General features: G+C 72.3%; 25 protein-coding genes. 14 read left to right on the top strand and 11 right to left on the bottom strand.

The features are described from left to right. Nucleotides 1-103: 103 nt before the first annotated feature. The 3 genes from ACZ6KY_RS36300 to ACZ6KY_RS36290 form a co-directional block, all read right to left on the bottom strand. Nucleotides 104-964 (bottom strand): ABC transporter permease, encoded by an 861-nt coding sequence (locus tag ACZ6KY_RS36300; protein WP_469314522.1) that lies wholly within the window; start codon nucleotides 962-964, stop codon nucleotides 104-106. Further along, entirely contained in the window at nucleotides 924-1,739 is an 816-nt protein-coding gene (locus ACZ6KY_RS36295; RefSeq protein WP_469314542.1) for an ATP-binding cassette domain-containing protein, read from the bottom strand. Before ACZ6KY_RS36295 ends, ACZ6KY_RS36300 begins: the two co-directional genes overlap by 41 nt. Before the next feature lie 467 nt (nucleotides 1,740-2,206). Then, nucleotides 2,207-2,668 carry a MarR family winged helix-turn-helix transcriptional regulator gene (locus tag ACZ6KY_RS36290; protein ID WP_469314521.1) on the bottom strand — a complete coding sequence of 154 codons (462 nt, stop codon included), beginning with the start codon at nucleotides 2,666-2,668 and terminating at the stop codon, nucleotides 2,207-2,209. A gap of 222 nt (nucleotides 2,669-2,890) precedes the next feature. On the opposite strand from ACZ6KY_RS36290, the gene ACZ6KY_RS36285 reads away from it, so the two are divergent. Then, nucleotides 2,891-3,238, top strand: coding sequence for an STAS domain-containing protein (locus tag ACZ6KY_RS36285; RefSeq protein ID WP_469314520.1), 348 nt, complete (start codon nucleotides 2,891-2,893; stop codon nucleotides 3,236-3,238). A gap of 123 nt (nucleotides 3,239-3,361) precedes the next feature. Here the strand turns inward: ACZ6KY_RS36285 and ACZ6KY_RS36280 are convergent, their stop codons facing one another. Beyond that, a complete protein-coding gene (locus tag ACZ6KY_RS36280) occupies nucleotides 3,362-3,793 on the bottom strand; it encodes a MarR family winged helix-turn-helix transcriptional regulator (RefSeq protein WP_469314519.1) in 432 nt (143 codons plus the stop codon). A 210-nt stretch (nucleotides 3,794-4,003) separates the two neighbouring features. On the opposite strand from ACZ6KY_RS36280, the gene ACZ6KY_RS36275 reads away from it, so the two are divergent. The 6 genes from ACZ6KY_RS36275 (at nucleotide 4,004) to ACZ6KY_RS36250 (ending at nucleotide 9,960) form a co-directional block, all read left to right on the top strand. After that, nucleotides 4,004-5,251: a PP2C family protein-serine/threonine phosphatase gene (locus ACZ6KY_RS36275; protein WP_469314518.1), complete on the top strand. Its 1,248-nt coding sequence runs from the start codon at nucleotides 4,004-4,006 to the stop codon at nucleotides 5,249-5,251. A 111-nt stretch (nucleotides 5,252-5,362) separates the two neighbouring features. Continuing rightward, nucleotides 5,363-6,262: an STAS domain-containing protein gene (locus tag ACZ6KY_RS36270; RefSeq protein WP_469314517.1), complete on the top strand. Its 900-nt coding sequence runs from the start codon at nucleotides 5,363-5,365 to the stop codon at nucleotides 6,260-6,262. Then, nucleotides 6,259-6,678 (top strand): STAS domain-containing protein, encoded by a 420-nt coding sequence (locus ACZ6KY_RS36265; RefSeq protein WP_469314516.1) that lies wholly within the window; start codon nucleotides 6,259-6,261, stop codon nucleotides 6,676-6,678. The genes ACZ6KY_RS36270 and ACZ6KY_RS36265 overlap by 4 nt, the downstream gene beginning before the upstream one ends. 47 nt (nucleotides 6,679-6,725) lie before the next feature. Then, complete coding sequence (locus ACZ6KY_RS36260; protein ID WP_469314541.1) at nucleotides 6,726-7,121, top strand: anti-sigma regulatory factor; 396 nt, start codon at nucleotides 6,726-6,728, stop codon at nucleotides 7,119-7,121. Further along, nucleotides 7,118-8,191, top strand: a complete 1,074-nt coding sequence (locus tag ACZ6KY_RS36255) for a SpoIIE family protein phosphatase (protein ID WP_469314515.1) — start codon at nucleotides 7,118-7,120, stop codon at nucleotides 8,189-8,191. The genes ACZ6KY_RS36260 and ACZ6KY_RS36255 overlap by 4 nt, the downstream gene beginning before the upstream one ends. Continuing rightward, nucleotides 8,188-9,960, top strand: a complete 1,773-nt coding sequence (locus tag ACZ6KY_RS36250) for a PP2C family protein-serine/threonine phosphatase (protein WP_469314514.1) — start codon at nucleotides 8,188-8,190, stop codon at nucleotides 9,958-9,960. The genes ACZ6KY_RS36255 and ACZ6KY_RS36250 overlap by 4 nt, the downstream gene beginning before the upstream one ends. Before the next feature lie 78 nt (nucleotides 9,961-10,038). On the opposite strand, the gene ACZ6KY_RS36245 is transcribed toward ACZ6KY_RS36250, so the two are convergent. Together ACZ6KY_RS36245 and ACZ6KY_RS36240 are read right to left on the bottom strand one after the other, a co-directional pair. Beyond that, complete coding sequence (locus ACZ6KY_RS36245) at nucleotides 10,039-10,449, bottom strand: ATP-binding protein (protein ID WP_469314513.1); 411 nt, start codon at nucleotides 10,447-10,449, stop codon at nucleotides 10,039-10,041. A gap of 220 nt (nucleotides 10,450-10,669) precedes the next feature. After that, on the bottom strand, nucleotides 10,670-11,374 hold the full coding sequence (locus ACZ6KY_RS36240) for a GAF and ANTAR domain-containing protein (RefSeq protein WP_469314512.1): 705 nt from the start codon (nucleotides 11,372-11,374) through the stop codon (nucleotides 10,670-10,672). 264 nt (nucleotides 11,375-11,638) lie between these two features. On the opposite strand from ACZ6KY_RS36240, the gene ACZ6KY_RS36235 reads away from it, so the two are divergent. The 4 genes from ACZ6KY_RS36235 (at nucleotide 11,639) to ACZ6KY_RS36220 (ending at nucleotide 13,387) form a co-directional block, all read left to right on the top strand. Continuing rightward, nucleotides 11,639-11,905 (top strand): WhiB family transcriptional regulator, encoded by a 267-nt coding sequence (locus ACZ6KY_RS36235; RefSeq protein ID WP_469314511.1) that lies wholly within the window; start codon nucleotides 11,639-11,641, stop codon nucleotides 11,903-11,905. 112 nt (nucleotides 11,906-12,017) lie between these two features. After that, nucleotides 12,018-12,452 (top strand): ATP-binding protein, encoded by a 435-nt coding sequence (locus ACZ6KY_RS36230; RefSeq protein ID WP_469314510.1) that lies wholly within the window; start codon nucleotides 12,018-12,020, stop codon nucleotides 12,450-12,452. A gap of 120 nt (nucleotides 12,453-12,572) precedes the next feature. Further along, nucleotides 12,573-12,884, top strand: coding sequence for a hypothetical protein (locus ACZ6KY_RS36225; protein WP_469314509.1), 312 nt, complete (start codon nucleotides 12,573-12,575; stop codon nucleotides 12,882-12,884). A 158-nt stretch (nucleotides 12,885-13,042) separates the two neighbouring features. Next, nucleotides 13,043-13,387, top strand: a complete 345-nt coding sequence (locus tag ACZ6KY_RS36220; protein WP_469314508.1) for a hypothetical protein — start codon at nucleotides 13,043-13,045, stop codon at nucleotides 13,385-13,387. A 45-nt stretch (nucleotides 13,388-13,432) separates the two neighbouring features. Here the strand turns inward: ACZ6KY_RS36220 and ACZ6KY_RS36215 are convergent, their stop codons facing one another. Further along, a complete protein-coding gene (locus tag ACZ6KY_RS36215; RefSeq protein ID WP_469314507.1) occupies nucleotides 13,433-13,891 on the bottom strand; it encodes an ATP-binding protein in 459 nt (152 codons plus the stop codon). Between the two features lie 355 nt (nucleotides 13,892-14,246). Here ACZ6KY_RS36215 and ACZ6KY_RS36210 point away from each other — a divergent pair, with 355 nt between their 5' ends. From ACZ6KY_RS36210 to ACZ6KY_RS36200, 3 genes are all read left to right on the top strand, one after another. Next, a complete protein-coding gene (locus ACZ6KY_RS36210; protein WP_469314506.1) occupies nucleotides 14,247-14,627 on the top strand; it encodes a DoxX family protein in 381 nt (126 codons plus the stop codon). Continuing rightward, complete coding sequence (locus tag ACZ6KY_RS36205; protein WP_469314505.1) at nucleotides 14,624-15,091, top strand: peroxiredoxin; 468 nt, start codon at nucleotides 14,624-14,626, stop codon at nucleotides 15,089-15,091. Before ACZ6KY_RS36210 ends, ACZ6KY_RS36205 begins: the two co-directional genes overlap by 4 nt. A 299-nt stretch (nucleotides 15,092-15,390) precedes the next feature. Continuing rightward, nucleotides 15,391-16,338 carry a TauD/TfdA dioxygenase family protein gene (locus ACZ6KY_RS36200; protein ID WP_469314504.1) on the top strand — a complete coding sequence of 316 codons (948 nt, stop codon included), beginning with the start codon at nucleotides 15,391-15,393 and terminating at the stop codon, nucleotides 16,336-16,338. A gap of 31 nt (nucleotides 16,339-16,369) precedes the next feature. Here the strand turns inward: ACZ6KY_RS36200 and ACZ6KY_RS36195 are convergent, their stop codons facing one another. From ACZ6KY_RS36195 to ACZ6KY_RS36180, 4 genes are all read right to left on the bottom strand, one after another. Continuing rightward, nucleotides 16,370-17,836 carry an FAD-binding protein gene (locus ACZ6KY_RS36195; RefSeq protein WP_469314503.1) on the bottom strand — a complete coding sequence of 489 codons (1,467 nt, stop codon included), beginning with the start codon at nucleotides 17,834-17,836 and terminating at the stop codon, nucleotides 16,370-16,372. A 176-nt stretch (nucleotides 17,837-18,012) separates the two neighbouring features. Further along, a complete protein-coding gene (locus ACZ6KY_RS36190) occupies nucleotides 18,013-19,200 on the bottom strand; it encodes an SPFH domain-containing protein (RefSeq protein ID WP_469314502.1) in 1,188 nt (395 codons plus the stop codon). Between the two features lie 11 nt (nucleotides 19,201-19,211). After that, the gene (locus tag ACZ6KY_RS36185; protein ID WP_469314501.1) at nucleotides 19,212-19,463 is read right to left on the bottom strand and encodes a hypothetical protein; all 252 of its coding nucleotides are present in this window, start codon (nucleotides 19,461-19,463) and stop codon (nucleotides 19,212-19,214) included. Nucleotides 19,464-19,593: 130 nt separating this feature from the next. Further along, nucleotides 19,594-20,475, bottom strand: coding sequence for a hypothetical protein (locus ACZ6KY_RS36180; protein WP_469314500.1), 882 nt, complete (start codon nucleotides 20,473-20,475; stop codon nucleotides 19,594-19,596). Nucleotides 20,476-20,974 lie beyond the last annotated feature (499 nt).

Below are 20,974 nucleotides of genomic sequence, written 5' to 3'. Positions count from 1 at the left end.
GGGTCGGCGGTGAACGTGGATGTTCACTCCACCGACGTTAAGCCTGACCGCCCGGCCTCACCAATCGATCATCGGGCCCGGCCGCCCCGCCAGGGTCGCCGGCTCACCTGGCCAGCCGGCCGAGCAGCGAGGACGCGGACAGGACGCCGAGGGCGGCGGCCACCACCAGGACGCCGTAGTCGAGGGCCAGGTGCGCCGGTGTGCCGAGCAGCAGGCCGCGCAGGGCGTCGACTTGGTAGCTCAGCGGGTTGACCCTGCTGACGGCCTGGAGCCAGCCGGGCATGATGGCCACCGGATAAAGGGCGTTGGAGCCGAAGAACAGCGGCATGGTGATGGCCTGGCCGATGCCCATCAGCCGGTCCCGGGTGAGCACGATGCCCGCGATCGTCATCGACAGGCAGGAGAAGAACGCCGAACCGAGCACGACGGCCACGGCCACTCCGAGGAGCCGCAGCGGGTTCCAGGTCATCGCCACCCCGAGCAGCGCGGCGATCACGACCACCACCACGGCCTGGATCAGTGCCTTCACCCCGGCTGCGAACGCCTTGCCGGTGATGAGCGCGGAGCGGGGTGTGGGGGTGACGAGGAGCTTGGTGAGGATTCCGGCGTCCCGCTCCCAGATGATCATGATGCCGTAGAAGATGGCGATGAACATAGCGGACTGGGCGATGATGCCGGGCGCCAGATAGTCGAGGTAGGGGATCCCGCCGGTGGGGATCGCGTGGATCCGGGTGAACGTCTCGCCGAAGATCAGCAGCCACAGGGCCGGCTGGATCGCCCGGGTGTAGAGCTCGGTGCGGTCGTGGCGGAGTTTCTGGAGCTCGACCGTGCACATCGCGGCGACCCGGGCGGGCAGCACGCGCCAGCCCGTCCGGGCCCTGGGCGGGATCACGAGCAGGTCGAGGTCTCCGGGACGGACGCGCTCAGCCGACCCGGGAAGCGGTACGGCGGGTGCTTCGGACATCGCTGAAGTCTCCTGAATGGTCGTCGAGTCCACTGCCGGCGACGTCACGGAAGACGTCCTCCAGCGTGGGCAGTTCACCGTCGCCCGTGGTTCCGCGGCGCTCCCCGAGGCCCGTCCTCAGCTGCCGAGGTGTGCCGAGCGCGCGGACGCGTCCGCGGTGCATCAGCGCGACCCGGTCGCAGTACTGGTCGGCCTCGTCCATGTAGTGGGTCGTCACGAGGACGGTCATGCCGGTGGCGGCCCGTACGGCGTTGATGTGATCCCACACGCTGGTGCGGGCGATCGGGTCGAGGCCGATGGTCGGCTCGTCGAGGATCAGCAGCCGGGGCGCGCTGACCAGTGCCTGGGCGAGTTCCAGGCGGCGGACCATGCCTCCTGAGTACGTCTTGGCGAGCCGGTCGGCCGCGTCGGTGAGGTCGACCGCGGCGAGGGCCTGCGCGACCCGGGCCGCCCGTTCGCGCCGGGGCACGTCGAAGACGCGGGCGAACAGGGCCACGTTCTCCCTGCCGGTGAGCCCGGAGTCCGCGGACAGTTGCTGCGGTACGTAGCCCAACAGGCGCCGCACGGCCATGCGTTCACGGGTGGCGTCGTGCCCGAAGACACGGACCTTCCCGGCCGGGACCGGCAGCAGGGTGGTGATGCAGCGGAGCGCGGTGGTCTTGCCCGCGCCGTTGGGCCCGAGCAGTCCGAACACCTCGCCGTCACGGACGGCGAGGTCGAGACCGTCGACGGCGGTGGTCTCGCCGAAGGCGTAGACGAGTCCGGCACAGGACACGGCGTCCGCGCCGGCACCCCTGACCGACGACTCGTCACCGCCCGGAACGACACGACCGGCCGACGGATCGCCACCGTCCCGGACAACAGGCGTGACCGCCAGACCGTCACCGCCCCAGGCCGCACGGCCGGCCGACGGATCACCGCCGCCCGGGACCGCAGGCGTGACCGCCAGGCCCTCGCCGTCCCGGGCCGCGCGATCAGCCGACGGATCGCCGCCCTCCGGGACCGCAGGGGTGACCGCCGGGCCGGCGCCGTCCGGGACCGCCACCGACGCCGTGGTGGCGGTGTCAGCGGCGCCGTCCGGAGCCGACGCTGTCACGTCCGTGCCCTCGGCGCTCCTCCTGGCGGCCGGGACCGGTGTTCCGGCGGCGGCCTCCGCCGCGTCGCCGCTCGCGGCAGTCCCTCCACCGTCGGCCGCCGGACTCCCCCGCCGTGCGGGGGGCGTCCGTCCGCTCTCGTGCCGTGTCATGTCTCCTCGGCCTCCTCGTGCAGGTTCGCCGCCAGCTTGCGCAGGGCGGGAAGGGCCGCCGCCAGGGCAGCGCGGTCGGCGTCGTCGAGGCGCGCCACCTGGCTCCGTACGAGCACCGCGCGCCGCTCCCGCCAGTCACGCAGCCGGGCATCGGCCGCCTGTGTGGACACCAGGCGGGCGGCGCGCCGGTCCGCCGGATCGGTCTCGCGGACCAGATAGCCGTCCCGGGCCAGCTGGTTGACCAGCGTCGAGACCGAATTGCCCGCCAGGTAGAGCTCCTTGGCGGCCTCCGACACACCGATGCCGGGCCGGTCGACGACCAGCCGCAGCAGGTCGACCTCGGCACCGCGCAGCCGCGGCCCGCTCGTGCCGACGCGCAGCCGCCGTCTGATCAGCCGTTGCAGTCCGGCCAGGGCGTCCGCCAGGGCCTCGGGGAAACTCTCCGACTCCGACTCCACGTCTCGAAGATATCTCTGTGTCAGAGGTAATACGGGAAAGGGAAGGTCAAGAGCTCGCAAGCACCGGCCGGGGGCCGCCGTCGCGGGCGAGGGACGAAGCGCGAGGTGTGCACCTCGATTCGGCGGGTAACCGGTGATCTGCTCGCCGGCGTCCCCAGCGCCGGATGGAACCCGACGGGTCAGGACCCCTTGGAGGTAACCGTGCCGGCCGAACCAGCTCCTGTGTCCATCGACGTGACGTTGTGCGGCGAGGGCATCGCCCTGGTGACCGTCGCGGGGGAACTGGACGTCGAGACGGCCCCCGAACTGCGCGACCGGCTCGCCGACGAGATACGCGGTGGCCGGCGGCATCTGCTGCTCGATCTGTCCGCGGTGCCCTTCATGGACTCCTCCGGCCTCAACGCGCTCCTCAAGGCGCACGACGCGACCGGACGCGCCGGAGGGAGCGTGTGCCTGGTGTCACCGGCGCCCGTGGTCCGGCGGATTCTGGATCTGACCGGCGTCAGCCGCACGATCGCGTCGGTGGACGGCGTCGATGCCGCGCTCGCCCACGTCGGCGAGGGGGTCTGAGATGGCGCGACGGGAGAGACGGTCCACCCCTGTGGGGCGACCGCGCCGGGCGGAGCATCGGTGGGCGGACCATCCGTTGGCGGACCGTCGGCGGCCGGTTCCGGACCCGATCCCACGCGCCGGTCAGGCCGAGCGGGCGTCCGTCGCGGCGCCCTCGCGAACCTGTGCCGCCGCGGCGGCGCAGAAGGCCGCCAGCCCGTCCACGAGTGCCGTCCGGTCGCCGGGCGGCATCTGCGCGAGGACCGCTTCCACGGCCCGCTCACGACGTGCGCGCAGCTCCGTGAGGAAGGTCCGGCCGCGGGGGCTCAGGAACAGCCGCAGCTCCCGGCGGCTGATGGCGCTCGGTGTCCGCTCGATGAACCCCACGGCCTGCAGCCGGTCGCAGAGCCTGCTGGTCGAGGGAGGCGTCGAGCCGAGCGCGTCGGCCAGCGTCCTCAGGTTGATGCCCTCGTCGTGTTCCAGGATGAACAGCACCCGAAGCTGGGACGTGGAGACGGGAGCCGTCGAGGCGCGCCCCCAGAGGATCTCCAGCAGCTCGGCCGCCTCAGCGGTCACGCGAGCCACCTCACCGGGCTGCGGACGCGGGCCGGAGGAAGTCACCGTCTAACTCTCCCAGTCTTCCAGGGCACTGTCAGCCTGTCGGCGCGACGACAGGAACAAAGCGATAGATACCGGCGCCGCCGCAGGGACCGGCTCCCCCGGAGCGCGGACCCGCCAGGCGTGGACCCGGCATCGTACTAGTCGAAGAATGGCGTATCCGACATCGTGAACAGATTCCTGGCCGCGGAGCGGGCCTTGCGCACCGCGGCCCCCCACCAGTTGCCGGACGCGGTCCGTGACGTGCTGTGCGGTCACTACGCGGCCGGGCGCGTCGAACTCCTCATGGCCGACTACGGGCTCACCGTGCTCCAGCCCGTGTCGGTCCTTCCGCACACCCTGGAGCCCATCTCCGCGCACGGCAGCCCCGAGGGCCGGGCCTTCGGGGCGCAGGAACCCTTCGTCGAGGAGCGGGGCGGCGAGGGCGTGCGAGCACACCTCCCGGTGACGGTGCGCGGCGACCGGCTCGGCGTGCTGTCCGTCACCCTGCCGTCCACGGCGTGCGACAAGGAGACGCTCACCGAGCTCGCCGACATCGCCCAGATCCTCGGCCACGAGGTGCTCGTGGCCGAGCGCGACACCGACCTGTACCTCCGGGCACGCCGCAAGGACCGGCTGACGCTGGCCGCCGAGATGCAGTGGCAACTGCTGCCCGGCCGCTCCTGCGCACGGCCCGAGTACGAACTCGGCGCCCAACTGGAGCCCGCCTACGCGATCTTCGGCGACAACTTCGACTGGTCGGCCAGTGCCGACCGGCTGCTGCTGTACGTCACCAACGGGATGGGCGAGGGGATCGAGGCCTCGCTGCTGACCAGCCTGGGCATCAACGCCCTGCGCAACGCGCGGCGCGCGGGCATCTCCCTCGAGGACCAGGCGGCTCTCGCCGACCAGGCGATCCACGCCCACTACCGCGGCGGCTCCCATCTGTCCGTGCTCATGCTCGACTTCGAGCTGTCCACGGGGCGGACGCGGGTGATCGACGCGGGCTCGCCCCGGATGCTGCGCCTGCGTGGCCGGACCGTCGAACGCGTCGATTTCGAGGCTCAGTTGCCCCTCGGCATGTTCGAGGAGACCGACTACTTCGCTCAGGAGTTCCACGCGGAGCCCGGCGACCGGATGCTCTTCGTCAGCGACGGAGTCCACGCCGTCGCCGGGCCCGGCGGGGAGACGTACGGGGAGAGGGCTCTGGCCAGGGCGATCACCGCCACCCGGCTGCTGCCCGCGACAGACGTGCCCCGCGCCGTCCTCAGGGAGCTCACCGGTCACCGGGGCGGGCCGGGACCGGAGGACGACGCCCTCGTGGTGTGTCTGGACTGGCACGGGCCACCGACCGCGCGCCGGCTCGGTGACCAGCCCCGGGCGACGCGCGAGCCCCGGCCGGCCGGGCCGATACCCCGCGCGATCCCCGTCACGTGAGCGGAAGTCGTACCCGCTCGGACCATGATTACAGTTGTCGTACGACAAGTGATCGCGCCGGACGGCGGATCCCTGATGTCGGCACGGCGCACGGACCTAGGAGAAGAACACGTGGCGGACCACCAGGCAGCGGTACAGCAGGAGTCGTCGGCCCAGGAGGTCGGTGACTTCCTGCGTCGGCGCCGCGAGCAGATCGCCCAGCGCTGGGCCGACGAGGCGCTGTTCCGCACCGTCTTCACCGTCTCCCGGGACGAGGCCGTGGAGGCCGGCCGGGCCGTCGTGGAGGCGCTGGCCGCGGTCGCGGCCGCCGGCCGGGTCGAGGATCTCGGGGCCGCCGGGTTCGCCACCGTCCGCGACCAGCTGGGACGCATGGCTGCCTCTCGCGCGCGGACGGGCGCCACCTCCGCCCGGATCGCCGACGAGGTGGCGGCGCTGCGCCCCGCGGCCTCCGAGCTGCTGAGCGCCGATCTCGCCGACAGGCCCCGCGAGTTCGCCGAGGCGTGCGCGGTCACGCTGACCGCGCTGCTGGGAACGCTCCGCCTGGTCGTGCTGGAGACGGCGCTCAGCGCCGGGCAGGAACTCATCGACCGGCAGCGCCTCCAACTCCTTGAAGTGGCCACGCCCGTGATCAAGCTGTGGACCGGTGTCGTCGCCGTCCCGCTGATCGGCACCCTCGACAGCGCTCGCAGCCAGGTGGTGATGGAGAGCCTGCTCGACGCCGTCGTCGCCCAGCAGGCCCGGTTCGCCATCCTGGACATCACCGGGGTGCCGACCGTCGACTCCCTGGTGGCCCAGCACCTGATGAAGACCGTGGCCGCCGCGCGTCTGATGGGAGCGGAGTGCGTCGTCTCGGGCATCCGGCCCGCCATCGCGCAGACCATCGTCCACCTCGGCATCGACCTCGGCTCGGTGGTGACGCGGGCCAGCCTCGCCGACGCCCTCGCGTACGCCCTGCACCGGCAGGGCATCGCCGTCGTCGAGCAGGACCACTCCGGCCTGAGCGCGCGGTGAGCGCCCCGATCGCCGGCTCCTCGGGCGCCCAGGTGCCCGTGCTCAAGCTCGGCACCGTCCTCCTGGTCACGTTGCAGGGCGACCTGTACGACGAGGCGGCCGAACAGTTGCAGCGCAACATCGGCGAGGCCATCGCGGCCAGTTCCGTCACCGGTGTGGTCATCGACATCTCCGGGGTGGAGATCGTCGACTCCTTCCTGGGACGCGTGTTCGCCGAGGTCGCGGCACACGCGAAGCTGCTCGCCGCGCAGACGGTGGTCGCGGGCATGCGCCCCGCCGTCGCCATCACCCTGGTCGAACTGGGCCTCACCCTGCCCGGGTTGCGCACCGCGCTCAACGCCGAGGAGGCCATGCGACTGCTCTCCCCGGCCTCGACGCCCCTTCACCACAGCCCAGCACGCCAGGAGAGCCCGTGACGGACACTTCCGGCCGTGTCACCGCCTGCCTGCCGATCCGCTCCGACATGGATCTCGCGTGGGTGCGCCAGCATGTGCGCCAGGCAGCCGCCCAGCTCGGTTTCGGACTCGTGGACCAGACCAAGCTGGTCACCGCGGCCAGCGAACTCGCCCGCAACACCCTGGTGCACGGCGGAGGAGGCCAGGTCGAGTCCACCGTCCTGGAGTCGGGGGCCGCGCGGGGGCTTCGCCTGACCTTCTCCGACCAGGGGCCCGGCATCCCCGACATCGAGCGGGCCCTCGGCGACGGCTACACCTCCGGCGGCGGTCTGGGCCTCGGGCTGGGCGGAGCCCGTCGCCTGGTGCACGAGTTCTCCATCGACAGCCGTCCGGGCGAGGGCACGGCCGTGACCGTGATCTGCTGGACCGCGGCTCCCCCGCGTCCCCGTGAGGAGCGCCGATGACGCGCGTCTGGGACGTACCCGTCCACGACTCCACCCGGGTCCGTGACGTCCGGGTCGCGGCCGAGGACGCCGCCGCCCACACCGGGCTCGGCCGCGACCGTACGGCCGTCGCCGCGCTCGTCGCCACCGAGCTGGCGACGAACCTGCTCAAGCACGGGGGCGGCGGACAGATACTGATCGACACCGTGGACGCGGACCTCGCCGACCCCGGCACCGGACGCGGCCCGGCCCTCCAGATAGCGGCGATCGACCACGGCCCCGGCATCGCCGACCTCACGACCGCGTTGCGCGACGGGTTCTCGACGACGTCCTCGCTCGGCGCGGGGCTCGGCACCTGCCGCCGTATCGCCGACCACTTCGAGGTGCACACCGTGCCGGGCCGGGGCACCATCGCGCTGGCACGGGTCCACGCGGCCCGCAGGGACCGGCCCGGACACCGCTTCCCCGCCACGGGCGCCCCGGTGCGCGCGGGAGGCATCAACATCCCCCTCGCCGCCGCCGCGTACTCGGGAGACGCCTGGGCCTGTGTCCGCTCGGGCGAGCGGATCACGCTGCTGCTCGCCGACGGTCTCGGCCACGGCCCATCCGCCGCGAAGGCCTCCGGAGCCGCCGTGGAACAACTGCACCACCTCGCGCATCTGCCGCCCGCGGAACTGCTCGGAGCGCTGCACACGGCACTGCGCGACACCCGGGGGGCCGCCGTCGCGGTGGCCCGGCTCGACCTCGCGACCGAGCACCTCGACTTCGCGGGGATCGGCAACATCGGAGCACGGCTGCGGTCCGGCGACAGCTGGCGTCCGCTGCTGTCCCGCCCCGGGATCGTCGGCGCCCACCGTCCGGCGCGGCTGCCGCAGTGCCGGCTGCCGTGGACCCCGGACAGCCTGCTCGTGCTCCACAGCGACGGCCTGCCCAGCCGCTGGACTCCCCCGCCCCTCGCCCCGCTGACCTCCTGGGACCCCGCGGTCACCGCCGCCGTGATCGTGCGGGATTCCAGCAGTGCCGCCCGCCCCGTACGGGACGACACCACCGTGGCCGTACTGACCCCCACCCCGCAGGATCACCGATCATGACCCATACCTGGCAGATCACCACGGTCGACGAGGCCGCCCGCGCCCGCATCGCCGCCGCCCGGCTCGCCGCGGCGCACGGCGTCTCCACGGTGGAGCGCACCCGGCTGGTCACCGAGCTGAGCGCGCAGCTGCGGCAGCGCCTGGTCAAGGGAGGCAGCTGGCTGCTGACCCTGCGGACGACCGCCTCCGCCGGGGCGCAGCGCCCCGGCCGGCTCACGGTCACCGTCGACGCGGAGCCGACCGGGGCCGGGGTCAACGGGGCGGGGGTGAACGGGGCCGGGAACAGGCCGAGTTGGCAGGCGACCGTCGACGTCCCGGAGCCGGGCCACGACAACGGCGCCGACACGGCCCGGGCACCGCGCGACCGTACGCCCTTCGCCGACGCCCTGCTCAGCGCCGACGAGGACACCTCCCGGGTGCTCGACCGGCTCGCCGAACAGGAGCGGTTGCTCGCCTTCCACCGGGAGGAACTGCACCAGACCAACCAGGGTGTGCTCGCGCTGCACGCGGAACTCGACGCGGCCGGCCGGGTCCAGCGCGAACTGTTCGGCGCCGAACGCAAGGCCCGTACCGAGGCCGAGAGCGCCCGGCGCAGACTGACCTTCCTCGCCGACGCCAGCGCGGCCCTCACCGCCTCGCTCAACCACGAGGAGATCCTGAACCGGCTGCCGCGGCTGCTCGTGCCGGACTACGCCCGCAGCGTCGACGTATGGCTCTTCGCCGACGACGCCAAGGCCCGCGGGCACGCCGCCCGTCCGGCGGCCGCCGTAGCCGCGGCCCGCACCGGCCGCCCGCAGTACGCCGCCGACCACCCGAGCGGTCTGCCCGGCGTCGACGACCAGCCTCCCTCCGCGCTGAACCCGGAGCAGCCGCTGCTGTGCCTCCCGCTGCCGAGCCGGCACACGCCCCTCGGTGTGGTGACGCTGACGCCGCCGCGGGAACCATGGAGCGCGGACGACGCCGTGATGCTCGTGGAGCTCGCCCGCAGGGCCGGCATCGCGATCGACCACGCCCAGCGCTTCGAGCACAACCGGGACATCGCCGAGACCCTGCAACGCGCCCTGCTCACGGATCTCCCCACGACACCCGGGCTCAGCCTGGCCGCGCGCTACCTCCCCGCCACCCACGGTCTGAACATCGGCGGGGACTGGTACGACGCGTTCCGCCAGCCCGACGGGGGCCTGGTCGCCGTCATGGGGGACGTCACCGGCCACGGGCTGCACGCGGCCGTCATGATGAGCCAGCTGCGCACCGCGCTGCGGGCGTACGCCGTCGACGGCGGCACCCCCGGCCGGCTCCTCACCCGCCTGCACGTGTTCCTGCACCATCTCCAGCCCGATCTGTACGCCACCGCGGTCATCGCCCGCTTCCACCCGGACGAGACCACCGTCACCTGGGCCGCCGCCGGGCACCCGCCACCGGTGCTGCGCACTCCGGACGGCGATGTACACGTCCTGGACGCGAGACCCGGTGCCATGCTGGGCATCCCGCTGCACCAGGAGATCCAGGACCACACGGCGCGGCTTCCGCCGGGATCCACGCTCGCGCTGTACACGGACGGTCTGGTGGAGCGGCGGGCCCAGGGCATCGACCCGGGGATCCGGCGACTGGCCGAGGCACTGTCCGGTGAGCGCGCTGCCGATCTGGACCACGATCTGGAGGGCGCCGCCGACCGGATCCTGGATCCGATGCTCCGCGACTCGCAGCGGGACGACGACGTCTGTCTGCTGCTCTGCCACTTCGGCGGGCCGCACCGCGCGGACGGCTGACTCCCTCGTGGGCCGCTGGCTCAGTCGTGGGGGGGGCGGTCGCGGCCGGATCGCGCGTGGCCCTCGTTCCCCAAGGCGTCAGAAGGGCACGACAGCCCGGACCGTCTTGCCGTCCGGGCGGGACAGCACGGTCAGTTCGGAGGTCAGCCGACGTACCAACGGCCAGCCGAATCCGCCCTGTCCGGTCAGGTCGATACGCCGCGGACGCGGCGGCTCGGGGTCGTCGTCGGAGACCGAGATACCCACCCCGTGGCCCACGTCCCAGAGATCCAGACTGCACAGCCGTCCGCGCGCGTGACGCACCACGTTCGTCACCAGTTCCGAGACCACGAGGGTGACGGCCTCGGCGGCCTCACGCGGCACGGGGCGGGGCAGGCCGCCCAGAAACACCCGGACCATCCGCCGGGCGTGCACGGCCGCCTCCGGATCTCGCTCGAGCCTCGCACCGGGAACAGGACCGAAGTCGCAGGGCGGTTCGACGGTGGTCATCCCTTCACCTCCCATGCCGCGCTTCCCGCCCGTACGCCGTACGGCGGCGCCACTCCGTGTCCGTCCAGAGTGCCGGGCAGGCTGTCCGCCCTTGTTCCCGGACCGCCGGACCCCATGTCACGGGTCAGCTCACCTTCACACCTCGGTCACAGGAGCCCCGGCCGGCCACCGGTCTCGCGGACCACGTGGGCGGGGCGGGGTCACGCGCGGGCGTGCCGCGTCAGGTGGGGCGCTCGCCGGTTTCGCAGACCTTGCGGGCGATCTCCCGCAGTTTGATGTTGTGGTCCTGGGAGGCCTTCTTCAGCACACCGAAGGCGTTCTCCTCGCTGAGGCCGTGCCGCTCCATCAGAATGCCCATCGCCTCACCGATCTCGTGGCGGGTCTCCAGGGCGTCGCCGAGCTGCGCGTGCGTACGGGCCGCGGAGAAGGCGACGGCGGCGTGCGAGGCCAGGATCCAGCCGGCGCGCTGAGCCGTCTCGTCGAACATGTTCGGACGGCGCGAGTACACGTTGAGGGCGCCGAGTTCGTCCTCGTCGGTGAACAGCAGGAAGCCCATCATGCTGCCCATGCCCAGTTTCCTCAGTTCGGGGGCGAGGCGGGACCACTTCTCGTGCGGCCGGCGCAGGTCCTCGATGGCGTAGAGCTGCTGCCGGTCGGTCACGGCGTCGAAGCACGGTCCCTCCTGCAGGTCCTGCTGGATACGGTCCGCCATGCGCACGACGTCGCTGGTCGCGGCCAGCGCGCTCACCTCACCGCGGCGAACCGTGAGAATGCCGCTCTCGTCGCACCCGTTGATCAGTACCGTCGCGTGGTCCACGATCCGGTCCAAGGTGGCCTGCACCGAGTCCTGGGCCAGCAGGTCCCGCGCCATGTCCGCCAAGGCGACGGCGAACTTCTCCCAGACTTCGCCGGACTCTTGCGCCATGGGCCACCCGCTCATTCGTCGAAAAGCAACCAGCCTTCACCTGGGATTCCATCTTGCCACCCCGGTGCACCCCCGCGAGCCGATCGGACGACGCCGGTCCATCGACCGGAGGCGTTTGCGGCCACACCGCGGGCTCGCCCCGTGCGACCGATCCGGCGTCCACGGGATCTTTGCATGCTTCGCCCGTTTCATCCGGGCGATCAAGGGTGACCCGAGGGGGGGCGAACCCCGAGAACGCGTCCACTTCGATCACAGGAGGCACATATGGACAACTGGCGTGATTCCGCGACGTGCCGCAGCGTCGACCCCGATCTGTTCTTCCCCATCGGCAACACGGGCCCCGCCCTGCTGCAGATCCAGGAGGCGAAGGCCGTCTGCGCGGGCTGCCCGGTCCGCGACGAGTGCCTGCGCTGGGCCCTGGACACGGGTCAGAGCGTCGGTGTCTGGGGTGGTACCAGCGAGGCCGAACGGCGTGCGCTGGCGCGGCGCCGCTCCCGTAGGCGCTCCCAGTCCCACGACACCCCGGCGTAGGCGGAACGACGGACGGGACCGGGCCTCACCAGGGGGCCGGGTACGTATCCAGGTGACCGGGTCGCGGCGCGGCGGGAGACGTTCCGCCGACGAGATCCGAACGAAGGGCACGATGGAAATCGATCCGAGCCGGAACAAGAAGCCGTCGTACGAGGAGATCGGGGCCCTCACCAGCGCGTTCGGCGGGCAGCTGCGCAACGTGACCGACGCGCGGCTGGCCGCGGACGGCTATCTGCGTGCCCTCGCGCGAACGTCACCGCCCTCGGCGGCCGAGCACTGGGACGACATCCTGCTGGTCGTCACCGAGCTGGCGGCGAACACGGTCCAGTACGCGCCCGGTCCCTTCGAACTGCGGATGCGTCCCACCTTCGACGGTGTGCACGTGACGCTTCGCGACGGCAGCACCACCCGGCCCGCGCCACGCCGCTTCCGCCCCTCCCAGGGCGGAGGCGGCATCGGCTGGCATCTCATCCAGGCGCTCTGCGACCAGGTGAGCGTGATCGTGCGGCCCGACGGCAAGGACATCCACGCGTTCCTGCCCTGGTGACGGACCGCTCCGCCGGTCCGCCCACCGGTACACCCGTGCCGCACGCACAGGTGTCGTCGCGCCCGCCGGGGGCACCCGGGCCCGATGAGGCACGTCCCGTCGCACGATCGAGGTGGAGCATTGAGTCCCGAACCCGAACCCGAACCGTCCGAGCGGGAGCACGCCGTATGGGAGCGGGTGGGCCGCGCCGCCACCGGGATGAACCATCACGAGGCGAAGGCGGCCTTCGAGGACGCCCGGAGGGCGGCCGAGGACCGTTCACCCACCGGACGGCAGGCGCTCGACGCGCGGGCGGAGGCGGACGAGTGGGAACGGATCACCGACACCCTGGCCGACCACGCCGGAGAGTACGACCCGGCCGCGGACCCCTTCGTCCAGGGCCGGCTCGCGGCCCTGACCCACCGCGCTCAGCGAGCGGCGCAACGCCGCTGAACGCAAACCTGCCCCCAATGTCAGTGCCCTGCGCCACAATGATCATCAGCCCGAACGTCACCGCCCCGGCGATGCGTGATCCGACCCGTCCTTCGAAAGGCCGCATGCACATGACGCCGACCTCGCACCGCCGTGCCGCGAGCCCCGCCGGGAGGCCGGTGACCATACTGCGGCCGCTTCCCCGCACCCACACCCCACTCAGTGCCGAGGGTGCCGAGGTCCTGCGTCTGATCACCCAGCGGCGGTTCCCCGTCCGCCTCACCGTGCACGCGAACGGCCGCCGCCGGTACGGCTATTGGCTTCCCCTGGACTCCGCCACCGGGCGCGGCGGCTGCTACGTGGCGCTGCCCACCGGCGAGTGCGACGCGCTGTACGCGGCGGGCCGGATCGTGCTCGGTGACCCGCTGGTCGACCCCGCGAAGACCACGTATGCGGTCCAGGCGGCGGCGCGGGCCGCCGTCACGACGGCCGCGAGCGCGTCCCGGGCCGCCCTGACGGCCTGACGGTCCGCGTCCCGGGCCCGGCGAACGGGGTTCTCGCGGCGCGGTTCAGCTCCTCGCGCCGGCCGAGAGCGGCACCACGGCCGTGATGCGCTTGCCTCCGGCCCGCAGGTTCGAGATGACGACATCGCTGGCGAGGGTGCAGACGATCATCCATCCGTGGCCCCCGACCCGCATGCGACCGGTGTCGTCGATCTGCCGCACGGACACGGGCAGTTGATCGCTTCGGTCGCTGACGGACAGGCGGACCGCCCGCTCGGTCGGTGTCACCTCGAACGCGGTGACACCGCCACCGTGCAGCATCGCGTTGGTGACCAGTTCGGAGGCGACGAGCAGGGCGTCGCCGACGGCCTCGTCATCGTCCCGCGCGGGACCGCCGGACCGCCCCGCGAGGGCGTGCCTGACCGCCTGCCGTGCGTCGGCGGGACTTCCGGTTCCCGTCGAGACCACCTGCCGTGAAACGGCCACCGCGCCGCCGGTGGCGGACCTCTGGTCCTGCCCGCACATTCTTCGCTCCTCCTCCGAGGCCAGGAATTCCGCAGGGCCCGCCGCACAATCCCGCGGCGGGCCCTGTGTTCTACGGCTGACCGTGAATCGAATCCCCAAACCAGGGCGTTCGCATATTCCCCGGACTTTTCCCGACGGCTGAAATCCCGGCCCCTGCCCGGACCGGTCCCGCGGGCGGTTCGAAAGCCCTTCGATCGGACAGCGCCGACGCGTCGGCCTTCTCCCGGTACGGGCGTTCGGTCCTGGGGACCGTCGCCGCCCGCGCCCCGGAACGGCACGCGATAGACACGGCCCACCCGTATCACGGGCATTTACCCTCCAGTAATATCCGCGGCAGGCCCCCGGAGGAGGAACCGTGCCACGGTCCGAACGATCGCCCTTGTTGCTCGCAGGCCTTCTGGCCACCGCGGGCGTCGCCCACTTCGCCGTTCCACGGCAGTTCGACGCCACCATCCCGAGCGCTCTCCCGGGAGCGCCGCGGACCTGGACGTACGCGAGCGGTGTCGCCGAACTCGCCCTCGCGGCCGGAGTGGCGCTCCCCCGGACGCGCCGGGTGGCCGCACTGGCCACCGCCGCCTTCTTCGTCGGTGTCTTCCCCGCCAATGTCCAGATGGCCGTGGACTGGCGTCATCGTCCCGCGCCCCTCAAGGCGGCGGCTCTGGCGCGGCTCCCGCTCCAGGTGCCGCTCGTCCTGTGGGCCCGCGGAGTCGCTCGGTCCGGAAAGGGACAGTCATGACATCTCAGGTGAACGTGGGCGACCAGGTCGAGGACTTCACGCTGCCGGACGAGACCGGGACGAACCGGAGCCTGTCCGAGCTGCTGGCCGACGGACCCGTGGTGCTGTTCTTCTATCCCGCCGCCCTCACCAGCGGCTGCACCGCCGAGGCCTGCCACTTCCGCGATCTGGCCACCGAGTTCACGGCCGCCGGCGCGCGGCCGGTCGGGATCAGCGGTGACGCGGTCGAACGGCAGCAGGAGTTCGCCGACCGCCACACGCTCGGCTACCCGCTGCTGTCCGATGTCGACGGCACCGTGCGGGAGCGGTTCGGGGTGAAGCGCGGCTTCACGCTGGCCCCCACGAAGCGGGTCACCTTCGTCATCGCGCAGGACCGCACCATCCTGGAGGTGGTCCGCAGCGAACTGCGCATGAGCGCCCACGCCGACCGCGCTCTCACCGCCCTGCGCGAGCACCGGGGCTGAGGCGTCCAGGGCGCGGTGACACGCGCCCGCGTTGAGGTAAACGGGCCCCGCCCCCATGCGGATGGAGGGCGGGTCCCGTTCACTTCGCCTCATTCTCGACACCGGCCGCGCCCGCCAAAAGGGAGTGCGACGCAGCAAATACGCGAAACGGGACACACCCCGTGCGCGTGGCGCGCCTCCCGTGCGTGGCACGCGCCCTCCCGCGCGGTGTCCGCCTGCCCGCGAGGCGCCCTGCCGGGTGCGCGGGCGGACGGTCATGCTGGACCCGACGAGCCGAGAGCACGATCCACGGAGGCCCCATGACGCACCAGGTCACACCTCTCGAAGTGAAGCCGGCGGCCGGACACATCGGCGCCGAGATCACGGGAGTCGACCTGGCGGAGCCGCTGACGGACGAGACCGTCGCCGCGATCCGGGCGGCGGTGCTGCGCTGGAAGGTGGTGTTCTTCCGCGGCCAACGGCTCGGCCACGCCTCGCATGTCGCCTTCGCGCGCCGGTTCGGAACACCGGTCCGCCTCCCGTCCCGCGGCAGCGCCTCGCCCAAGGACTTCCCCGAGGTCGAGACGACGGCCGACCGCCTTGAGCTGGGCGGGCGGTACGGCATGGACCACGAGGAGTGGCTGCGCAGGCGCCGCCCTTCGCTGCTGCGCGGATGGCACTGCGACCACGGCGCCCGGGTCGATCCCCCGGCCGCGACGATCCTGCGCGCCGAGACCGTGCCGCCGTACGGGGGTGACACGACCTGGTCGAACCTGGCCGTGGCGTACGCGGGCCTGTCGGCTCCCGTGCGCGCCTTCGCCGACGGCCTGCGCGCCGAGCACCGGCTGGGGGTCGGGTACCAGACCCGGCCGGGCGACGACGCGTACGCCCGTCATCTGCTGGACCGTCAGATCGCCACCGACCACCCGCTGGTGCGGGTGCACCCGGAGACGGGCGAGCGGGTGCTGTTCGTCAACGGCTACTACGTCGAGCAGATTCTCCAGGTGTCCCGGCCGGAGAGCCGGGCACTGCTGGAGATGCTGCTGGAGCAGGCGACCCGGCCCGAGTACACGGTCCGCTTCCGGTGGGAGCCGGGCAGCGTGGCCTTCTGGGACAACCGGGCCACCATCCATCTGGCACCGGGCGACACCGCCCATGTCGACCACCCCCGGGTCATGCACCGGGTGATGCTGGCCGGTGATGTCCCTCAGGGGGTGGACGGGAAGCCGTCGGTGCCGATCGTGGGCAGCGAGCCCGGCCGCTGGTGAGCTCGGGCCGTACGGCCCGAGCCGGGCGTCGTCAGAAGATGCCCTGCCCCGGGACCAGGATTCCGCGCGGGTCGTAGGTGTGCCGGGCGGTGACCAGCCGTCGGTACGCGGGGCCGAAGTGCTCGCGCCAGTCCGCCGCGTCGAACGGGACCGAGCCGACCGGGTAGTGGGTGCCGCCCGCCGCGTGGACGGTGTCGTAGGCGGCGCGGTTGGCGGCGAGGAGACGGTCGACGGTCGCGGTGTCGTCGGGCGGGGTCGTACGCAGGACGGCCAGCAGATAGGACACCGGGTCGTCGGGAGTACGCAGCAGCGGGGTGTGCAGGCTCTCGCGCAGCACCGGGTACAGAAGGACGACGCCGGGGCCGAGGTCGGCCGGGGTGAGGTCCTCCAGCAGGGAAGCGGCCAGCGCCTTTGCCGAACGGCCCGGCAGCAGCAGGTTCAGCCAGGGATGGGCGAAGGCCCACAGACCCGCTTCCTTGAGCGCGGCGACTCCGGCCGCGAGCCGGTCGAGGAAGTCGTAGTAGCCGAGGTCGCTCGTCTGCACGCCCGCGGGGTCGTGGCGCAGTCCGCGCAGCAGCGTGGTGTCGTCGGGGGCCGGACCGGCGGGCGGCCCGTAGGCGACGGCTTCGAGGACAAAGGCGTTGAAGGCCCCGTCGGCGTCGGGGGTCACCTGGCCCTCGACATAGTCGAAGCGGCCCTCCTCGACGAGCAGCCGCTGGTCGTCGAGGAAGGTGCGCAGGTCGTCGTACGGAAGGAGGTAGTGGCGTACGGTCTCGGGCGCGGGGACCAGGCGCAGGGTGGCGCCGACGATGATCGCGCACTGGCCGAGTCCGGCGAGCACCGCGAGGAACAGGTCGCGGTGGCGGGTCGGGGAGCAGCGGACCAGGTGGCCCGCGCCGGTGACGACCTCGAGTTCCGTCACGTTGTCGACCTGGGCGCCCCGCTGGTGGGTCTGGCCGCCGATGCCGCCGACCGACAGGGTGCCGCCGACGGAGAGTTCGAGATAGTCGGTGAAGGTGGGCGGGGTGAGTCCGTGCGCCAGGGTGGCCCGGGCGACCTCGCTCCACTTGGCGCCCGCGCCGACGGTGACCGTCGTACTCCCCGGCCCCACCGGACCGATGGAGGCGAGCGGTGTGGTCTCGATGACCAGACCGCCGTCGACCTGCGCCTGCCCCTGTGTGGCGTGGCCCTGACCGCGCGGTGCGACGGACACGCCGTGCTCGTCGCAGAAGCGGACCATCGCGACGATGTCGTGGACCGAGCCCGGTCGCAGCACGGCGACCGGACGCCGGTGGACGATGTGGCCGAAGTCGTCGGCGTCCGCCGTGAGCGAGGCCTCGTCGGTGTGGACGCTCCCGTCCAGCCGCGGGAGGCCGGCGAGCGGCCGGCCGGTGGCGGAGGCCGCCCAGCTCCGGGTGAAGGGATCGAACCCGACGACCGCGGCGCCAGCGGCGGCGAGGCCCTGCAGTGCGGTACGTCGCGAGGGTGTCCGGGGCATGCGCTCCTCCTGGGGCGGCCGCGTCAAACGATCAACTGGGGCCGAGTGTAAGGGACTTGAGGGACATCCGGGCCCTTTGATCCGAACGCGGTCCCTGGTGCGCGAGTGCCGTCGGAAACGGCCGCGTCCGCCGCCCCAGGAGGGACGGCGGACGCGACGTGAACCAGCGACTCGGGTCAGCTCGCCGAGGAGGAGCGCTCCGGCTCGTCCCCGTCGACGGGCGTACGGCTGTACCCCTGGAGTTCGAGCGGGCTGTTCGCCTTCGCGGGACGGTTCTCGGAGTTCTGTCCGCCCAGGTTCTGGCGGACCGAGTCGAGGATGGTCAGACCCTGGGCGACCAGACCGGCCGCTATCTCGCCGAGGCCGTCGGCGCCGTTGAGGACGTTGACGTTCGCGCCGGCGAGACCGCCCGCCGCCTCCTTGACGATGAGGGGGAGCTGGTCGATCAGCATCCGGTCGAGCGCGACCCGGTCGTGCGACGCCGCCGCCTCGGCCTGGATCTTCATGCGCTCGGCGTCGGCGATGGCGAGCACCTTGATCCGCTCGGCCTCGGCCTCGGCCGGCCTGACGATCTCGGCGACCAGCTGCTGCTGGCGCAACTGGGCCGCGCGCTGGGCGAGTTCGGTCTGCGCGGCCAGAACCTCCTGCTGCGCGTGGGCCTGGGCGAGCGGGCCCGCCTGGGCGGCCTGGGCCTGCGCCCGGTCCACCTCCGCCGAGTACTCCGCCCTCACGATCGCGGTCTGCCGGGCGTACTCGGCCTGGTTGCGTGCCGCGACCTGCTCCGCCTCGACGGAGGCCTGCGTGGCCTGCGCCTGGGCGATCTGGGCCTGGCGCTGGATGGCCGCCTTGTGCGGCGCGGACATCGCGTCGATGTAGCCGGTCTCGCCGTCGTCGATCGACTGGATCTGGAGCGAGTCGACGATCAGGCCGATCTTCGCCATCTCCAGCTTCGAGGTGTCGAGCACCTCGGCGGCGAGCTTCTGCCGCTCGGTGACGATCTCCTCGACCGTCATCGAGCCGATGATGGAACGCAGATGGCCCGCGAAGATCCGGCCCGTCAGGATCGACATCTGACCCTGGTCGGACAGGAACCGCTGCCCCGCGTTGATGATGCTCTCGGTGTCGTTGCCGACCTTGAACGCGATCACGGCGCGGACGTGCAGCGAGATGCCCTGCTTGGTGACACAGGTCTCGGTGACCTCCGCCTCGCACATCGACAGGGTCAGAAAGCGGGTCTTACGGAAGACGGGCAGCACGAACTTGCCGTGCCCCGTCACCACTCGGAACGGCGCGCCCCCCAGTCCCCGCCTGCCACCCGAGATCAACATCGCCTCATCGGGAGCGGGTACGCGATAACCGAACATGCTTCTCCTTCTCAACCGGCGCCGACGGCGTCGCCGTCCAGCGCGTCCAGCGGATCGACCCATTCGATGACGTCGACCTCACGGCATCCCCTGGATTCGATGACCAGCACGGTCGCCCCCTTCGGCAGGGGTTCCCGAGACCAGGCATGGAAGGTCTCGGATCCGCCTCTCACTCGCACCAGGACCTCGCCGGGACCGGCGGATCCCCGGGTGCCGATGAGCAGTTCCCCCGTGCAGCCGATCACGGCTTCGTCCTCCACCACAGCCGGCCACCCCCCATCACTCTGAATCTGTGTCCGACCTTAGACCCAGCCCTTTCCGGGCGCGCACGCCCCCCGTCCGTCGACAGCCCCTCGGTGGGGTACGCGCCCGGGCCTTACAAGGAGTGTGGGCTCAACTCTTGGTGAAGCGATAGGTCTTGCTGTCGGTCAGTACACAGAAGCCCGGCGACACCACGATCACGCGCAGGGTGGCGGAGCGCCGGTCGTAGTCGATGCCCTCCACCTCGAAGGTGCCCGAGCAGGAGCTGCGCAGCGGGAGCTGGCGCAGCGCGGTGACGTGTCCGGAGACGTCGGCCGTGCCGTTCGGCTCGCCGGACAGGTCGATCTGCAGCAGCGGCTTGGTCATGCCGAAGAGCGTGCCGGCGGGGTCGTCGGACGAGCACAGCAGCTGGGTCGCGGTGACGAAGTCGCAGCCCTGTACGTCCCGTACGGCGTGGTCGAGGTTGATGGTGGACGCCTGCGGAAGGTTGGCGGAGGGCGAGGTCGCCGGGTTGACGCCGGGGGTCGGGAACACCAGGAGCCGGTTCATCGTGCCGTACTCGCCGGACACCATCCACGAACCGCTCGGCGCGATGGTGACGAAGGAGTTGTTCAGCGCCTCTCCGGCGCTCAGCGTGTGGACGTACTCCGACCAGGTGCCGCCCGGCGCCTGCACGCGGAACATCTTCGCGTTGCCGGAGTCGCTCTGGTACGGCTCGACGTAGTAGCCGTTGTAGGAGGCGTCCGGGTCGCCGACGTGGTTCCAGCCTCGGCTGCTCACACTGGTGGGGATCGTGCCGACGCCCGTGTAGTGGTTGGGGCTGCCGGCCGGGACCTCGACGGAGGTCAGGCCCTGGCTCTCGGTCAGCGGGTCGGCGCGGTCCGAGCCCACCTCGTTCCAGGTGTCGGCGGCCGAGGCGGGCGCGCCGGTGGCCACGGACAGGACCGCGGCGGTGGTGAGGGTGACGACACCGGCCAGGACCGCGTGACAACGTTGCCGTGCGGGCTTGCGCATGAAATGTGCTCCTCGATGGGGGGTGACTGATCGGCGCACAGTCTGGCCTGCCCTGATGGTCATGTACAGACCAATGAATGGACGCCGGGCATCGCCTCCTCGTCCAGGAGCCTCAGCCGGCCCGGGCGGCACGAGGGTTCCCACCACCCGCGCCACCCCGCAGGCGCGACCCGCCCCAGGCCATCGGCCCGGTCACCGCCGACACCGAGCCCGGAGTCGCCGCCGACACCGACACCATCGCCGTCGCCGTGGGTCCCGTCGGCGCGGACCCTGGCCCCGCGCCCCGCGCCCCTTCCGTCCACCGCGCGGCGCCGACACCCTCACGCGCCGTCACCCGCGGCTGCTTCGCTCCGGGACTCCGGTCGGCCACTCCCCCGAACGCGCCCGAGCCCGGGGGGGTCGCGCGGGGGGGGGGGGGGGGGGCGGGGGGGGGGGGGGGTGGTGGGGGGGGGGGAGGGGGGGGGGGGGGCGAGAGGAGAAGGGAGGCGGGGGTTCTTAT

The organism is Streptomyces sp. NPDC042002, from assembly GCF_055588305.1.
This window is presented reverse-complemented; position numbering and strand designations above follow the sequence as displayed.

What these genes read in the sequence shown, in the direction of transcription:
- ACZ6KY_RS36300 (WP_469314522.1), bottom strand. Translation starts at nt 964, where the DNA reads ATGTCCGAAGCACCCGCCGTACCGCTTCCCGGGTCGGCTGAGCGCGTC.
- ACZ6KY_RS36260 (WP_469314541.1), top strand. Translation starts at nt 6,726, where the DNA reads ATGGATCTCGCGTGGGTGCGCCAGCATGTGCGCCAGGCAGCCGCCCAG.
- ACZ6KY_RS36255 (WP_469314515.1), top strand. Translation starts at nt 7,118, where the DNA reads ATGACGCGCGTCTGGGACGTACCCGTCCACGACTCCACCCGGGTCCGT.
- ACZ6KY_RS36250 (WP_469314514.1), top strand. Translation starts at nt 8,188, where the DNA reads ATGACCCATACCTGGCAGATCACCACGGTCGACGAGGCCGCCCGCGCC.
- ACZ6KY_RS36245 (WP_469314513.1), bottom strand. Translation starts at nt 10,449, where the DNA reads ATGACCACCGTCGAACCGCCCTGCGACTTCGGTCCTGTTCCCGGTGCG.
- ACZ6KY_RS36240 (WP_469314512.1), bottom strand. Translation starts at nt 11,374, where the DNA reads ATGGCGCAAGAGTCCGGCGAAGTCTGGGAGAAGTTCGCCGTCGCCTTG.
- ACZ6KY_RS36235 (WP_469314511.1), top strand. Translation starts at nt 11,639, where the DNA reads ATGGACAACTGGCGTGATTCCGCGACGTGCCGCAGCGTCGACCCCGAT.
- ACZ6KY_RS36230 (WP_469314510.1), top strand. Translation starts at nt 12,018, where the DNA reads ATGGAAATCGATCCGAGCCGGAACAAGAAGCCGTCGTACGAGGAGATC.
- ACZ6KY_RS36215 (WP_469314507.1), bottom strand. Translation starts at nt 13,891, where the DNA reads ATGTGCGGGCAGGACCAGAGGTCCGCCACCGGCGGCGCGGTGGCCGTT.
- ACZ6KY_RS36205 (WP_469314505.1), top strand. Translation starts at nt 14,624, where the DNA reads ATGACATCTCAGGTGAACGTGGGCGACCAGGTCGAGGACTTCACGCTG.
- ACZ6KY_RS36200 (WP_469314504.1), top strand. Translation starts at nt 15,391, where the DNA reads ATGACGCACCAGGTCACACCTCTCGAAGTGAAGCCGGCGGCCGGACAC.
- ACZ6KY_RS36195 (WP_469314503.1), bottom strand. Translation starts at nt 17,836, where the DNA reads ATGCCCCGGACACCCTCGCGACGTACCGCACTGCAGGGCCTCGCCGCC.
- ACZ6KY_RS36190 (WP_469314502.1), bottom strand. Translation starts at nt 19,200, where the DNA reads ATGTTCGGTTATCGCGTACCCGCTCCCGATGAGGCGATGTTGATCTCG.
- ACZ6KY_RS36180 (WP_469314500.1), bottom strand. Translation starts at nt 20,475, where the DNA reads ATGCGCAAGCCCGCACGGCAACGTTGTCACGCGGTCCTGGCCGGTGTC.